Here is a 1,176-nt window from a genome sequence, read left to right as displayed (position 1 = left end):
CTTTGAAGCAGGGAAGCCCCTGACTAACACGCCAATCTTTCACTATTTTGACTATCCCTTCAGGCGTATCCTCACCCGGGTTCTCTGGGTAGTAAATTAAGTCTGAACCCGCAGGATGCTCCGTAATTAATATGAAGTGTTCAAGCAACTTATCTTGATAATCATCGCTGCCCTTTGATTCAATTATCTCATCTAGTAAGTTTATAAAATCAGCTTCAGTATAAGCACTCAGTGTGTTTTTTCGTTTAAGCATGAGTCTTCATTTGATAATGTACTGCTGCAATATCAAAGCTTCCTATCTCATAAACAACTTGAGTAGCAACCCCGCGAGAATCTAGGTATTCATCCATAGCACCAATACATCCAAGTACGGGGATAGTTTTTTCTGGTCGATGGTGGTTAGGATTACCAAGAATACTTAAAACCTGCTTCCTGTTAGTTAGTAGGCGGAGGTCACCAGCATAAAATGAGGAGTTACTAACCACAACGGAAATCAACCGCTCTGTTTTTCGCTCGAACTTAAACTCTATACCAGTGGTGTAAGATGAAATATAAAAAGCATCACTAGATGGGTTCAGGACCTCTGGCACATTACCCCCTACTAAGGATATAAAGCTCGGGTCTTTCAGGAGTGCTCTATACTCAGTCCCTAAAAAGTTATTATAGGATTGCATTTTAGTACCAACCATTATTCTTGTTAATATCATGTAGTTTAGTTCTAGCGTTTTCTAGTTCTTGTTCGCTGTAGCCTTGCTCTTGTAGACACGACTTAATAGCGTCAAAGTTAGAGTCTACTGCTGATTTTATATCCATTGCGTCAGCGTGTTGCTTCTCTTTTTTATTTCTACCACCGTAGGTTTCACTACATTTACGGTGAACTTCTTGAGGTATCGCAATAGCCGCTGCAGAATTGATTAAAGTTCTCTCTTGTTCTCTGGTTAAGGATTGTCCTAACAAAGTCTCAGTTGCAGTTTTTAAAGCTGCTTGTGAAGGAATATGATCTATGTCCATTCCATCTTTAACACTTCTTGGAGCAAGTTCTCCGTATGTACCAACCTCAAGGGGCTTCACCTTCGGGTTGGCTTTGCCCGAGCTATTTTTGTTGTAAACCACATAGAGCGGAGCAATACCTGAGCTTTCAGGGAACACCAAGATCGCATCACGCCAGTCTTTCTC

The 1,176-nt window shown here is 41.1% G+C and carries 3 protein-coding genes; all 3 read right to left on the bottom strand.

Translation table 11 applies throughout. From position 1 onward, the window contains the following. The coding region (locus KIT90_RS27805; RefSeq protein ID WP_285379788.1) for a bacteriocin immunity protein at positions 1 to 253 on the bottom strand (253 nt) is incomplete at its 3' end. Next, positions 246 to 674, bottom strand: a complete 429-nt coding sequence (locus tag KIT90_RS27800; RefSeq protein ID WP_285379688.1) for a hypothetical protein — start codon at positions 672 to 674, stop codon at positions 246 to 248. The genes KIT90_RS27800 and KIT90_RS27805, both read right to left, overlap by 8 nt. 1 nt (position 675) lies before the next feature. Continuing rightward, the coding region (locus KIT90_RS27795; protein ID WP_285379786.1) for an S-type pyocin domain-containing protein at positions 676 to 1,176 on the bottom strand (501 nt) is incomplete at its 5' end.

The organism is Vibrio sp. B172a (assembly GCF_030248355.1).
Taxonomy (GTDB): domain Bacteria; phylum Pseudomonadota; class Gammaproteobacteria; order Enterobacterales; family Vibrionaceae; genus Vibrio; species Vibrio owensii.
Note: the sequence above shows the minus strand (reverse complement) of the source record. Positions and strands in the feature narration are given on the sequence as shown.